Origin of the sequence: Chromobacterium sp. ASV23 (genome assembly GCF_016428945.1) — a bacterium.
Classification (GTDB): Bacteria; Pseudomonadota; Gammaproteobacteria; order Burkholderiales; family Chromobacteriaceae; genus Chromobacterium; species Chromobacterium sinusclupearum.
Map to the genome: position 1 here is coordinate 1 of NZ_JAELTR010000121.1, position 2,551 is coordinate 2,551.

General features: G+C 65.2%; 4 protein-coding genes. 3 read left to right on the forward strand and 1 reads right to left on the reverse strand.

What is annotated here, in order from left to right; translation table 11 throughout:
* The 3 genes from gshB to JHD59_RS21770 form a co-directional block, all read left to right on the forward strand.
* Positions 1-870, forward strand: an 870-nt coding sequence (gene gshB / locus JHD59_RS21760) for a glutathione synthase (protein ID WP_199155802.1), incomplete at its 5' end; no start/stop codon positions are given.
* A gap of 37 nt (positions 871-907) precedes the next feature.
* The gene (locus tag JHD59_RS21765; protein WP_199155803.1) at positions 908-1,279 is read left to right on the forward strand and encodes a diacylglycerol kinase; all 372 of its coding nucleotides are present in this window, start codon (positions 908-910) and stop codon (positions 1,277-1,279) included.
* Between the two features lie 447 nt (positions 1,280-1,726).
* Complete coding sequence (locus JHD59_RS21770) at positions 1,727-2,092, forward strand: DUF1622 domain-containing protein (RefSeq protein WP_103321709.1); 366 nt, start codon at positions 1,727-1,729, stop codon at positions 2,090-2,092.
* A gap of 3 nt (positions 2,093-2,095) precedes the next feature.
* Here the strand turns inward: JHD59_RS21770 and JHD59_RS21775 are convergent, their stop codons facing one another.
* Positions 2,096-2,473 (reverse strand): hypothetical protein, encoded by a 378-nt coding sequence (locus JHD59_RS21775; RefSeq protein WP_103321708.1) that lies wholly within the window; start codon positions 2,471-2,473, stop codon positions 2,096-2,098.
* Positions 2,474-2,551: the final 78 nt, after the last annotated feature.

The window sequence follows — 2,551 nt, forward strand, 5'->3', positions numbered from 1 at the left end:
GAGGCGCATCGCCGCGGCCACGCCGTCAGCTTTGCCGAGGCTCACCAGCTGTCGGTGGAGGGCGGCCGCATCCTGGTGGATGCGGTGGACCTGACCGTCACCGACGAGCGTCCGCACTGGTACAAGCTGGGGCAGAAGCTGCGCCAGCCGCTGAGCGCCTTCAGCGCGGTGGTGATGCGCAAGGACCCGCCGTTCGACATGGAATACCTGTACGCCTCGCAGCTGTTCTCGCTGGCGGAAGAACAGGGCGTCAAGGTGTTCACCAGCGGCCAGGCGCTGCGCGACTTCAACGAGAAGCTGGCCATCCTGCGTTTCCCGGAGGTGATCGCGCCGACCATGATCACCGCCGAGTCGCATCGGCTGCGCGCCTTCGTCAACCAGCATCAGGACGCGATCTTCAAGCCGCTGGACAGCATGGGCGGCGACAGCATCTTCCGCGTCAAGCCGGATGACCCCAACCTCAGCGTGATCATCGAAACCATCACCGAGCGCGGCCGCCGCACCGTGATGGCGCAGCGCTACATCCCGGAAATCCGCGACGGCGACAAGCGCATCCTGGTCATAGACGGCGTGCCGGTCGATTATTGCCTGGCGCGGATCCCCGCCGCCGGCGAGACGCGCGGCAACCTGGCGGCCGGCGGCCGCGGCGAGGCGCGTCCGCTGACGGCGCGCGACCGCGAGATCGCCGAGACGGTGGGGCCGGAGCTGAAGAAGCGCGGCATCCTGCTGGCCGGCCTGGATGTCATCGGCAATTATCTGACCGAGGTTAATGTCACCAGCCCGACATGCTTCCGCGAGATCATGGACCAGACCGACATCAACGTGGCCGGCCTGTACCTCGACGCGCTGGAGCGCCGCTGCCAGCACTGAGGCTGGCTGGCACCGCCAGGGAGTGGCAATGGGAAAAATGGAAGAGAGCCCGTTCAAGGGCAAGACCGGCATCCGCCGGCTGATCAACGCCTTGGGTTATTCACTGGACGGCATGCGGGCCGCCTACCGTCATGAAGACGCCTTCCGCCAGCTGGTGCTGCTGGCGGTGGTGCTGATTCCGCTGGCTTTCATCGTCCACACCACGCCGCTGGCGCGCGCGCTGCTGGTGGCCAGCAGCCTGGCCACGCTGATCATCGAGCTGCTCAATTCCGCCATCGAGGCGGCGGTGGATCATACCTCGCTGGAGCGCCACCCCTTGGCCAAGCGCGCCAAGGACATGGGCAGCGCGGCGCAGCTCTTGGGCCTGATCAATCTGGCGCTGGTATGGGGCATCGTGTTATTTGGGTAAGGCCTGGAACAGGCCCTAAGAACGTGTCCACGATCTTTGGCTTTTAGACTTGGCTTGTGAAAAACAAACACGTTTTCGATGCACCTACATCCCTTCAAGCCTGCCGTCGGGTGGCAGGCCCGAGGTCTTAAGCGGCTGCATGTTTGAGTCCCGCGACGTTAGCGCGGGACGAGTTCAGCCGCGCCTCGGGCCTGACGGGAACCGGCGGGAAGCCGCAGGCCAGGCTTGCAGGGTGGCTTTTAGGGGAGGAGGGGATATTTGGCCAAGCAAATATCCCCTCCCTGCACGCCGGGCAGCCCCGGCTATGAAAAAGGTTATCCGCGAAGCGGATGCAAAGCCTAAAAGGTCGTGAATAGGCGCCAAGGGAACCGATCTGGCAGATCCGGTTCTGACAAGAAGGCTCCGCCGCTGGCGGGGCCTTTGTCTTGTCTGGAATAGGAGAGCGATATGCTGATGTCCCCGCAACAGGCCGGCGTGGAGGAGTGGGTACAAAGCCTGGTGCTATGGCTGAAACTCGGCGTGGAGGCCTGCGGCGCCTTGGTGATCGCCGCCGGGGTGTTGCTGTTGGCTGGCCGCTATCTGCGGCAGGCCATGTCCGGCCAGCGGCCCGATTACAACCAGCTGCGGCTGACTTTCGCCCGCTTTTTGGCGCTGGCGCTGGAACTGCAGTTGGCGGCCGACATCCTGTCCACCGCGGTGGCGCCCAGCTGGGACCAGATCGGCAAGCTCGGGGCCATCGCCGTGCTGCGCACGGCCTTGAACTATTTCCTAGCGCGCGAGATGCGCGAGACCGAATCCTCCCGCGCCGCCTGAATGTCAGCGCTGCCGGCGGTACAGATAACCGGGATACACCCGGATGCAGCCGGGTTCCTCCGCCACTTCTCCCTGTTCGCCCAAGAGCTGCCAGCGCGAGTCGCGCGCGATCAGCGTGCGGTATACCGGGCTGCCGGCGCGGTAGAACATCAGGTCCTGGCCGCGGAAGGCGTCTAGTGGCAGCAGCGGACGCTGCGAGGCGGGCACCAGCATGGCGGTGGCGTGCGAGGCCATGTCGGCGTTCTGCTCGCGGTCGGCGGCGGACAGGCCGATGAAGGCGATCAGGAAGGCGACAGGCAGGATCAGGTATTCATGTCCGGCCAGGCCGAGCAGGGTGAGGATGGCGGCGCCGGTGAACAGAAAGTGGCTGCTGAATTTCATGATGCGGCGATCTCAAAAATAAAACGCCGCCGGCCGGAGCAGGGCTATTGCGTCCGGCATGCCTGGGCGGCGCGGACC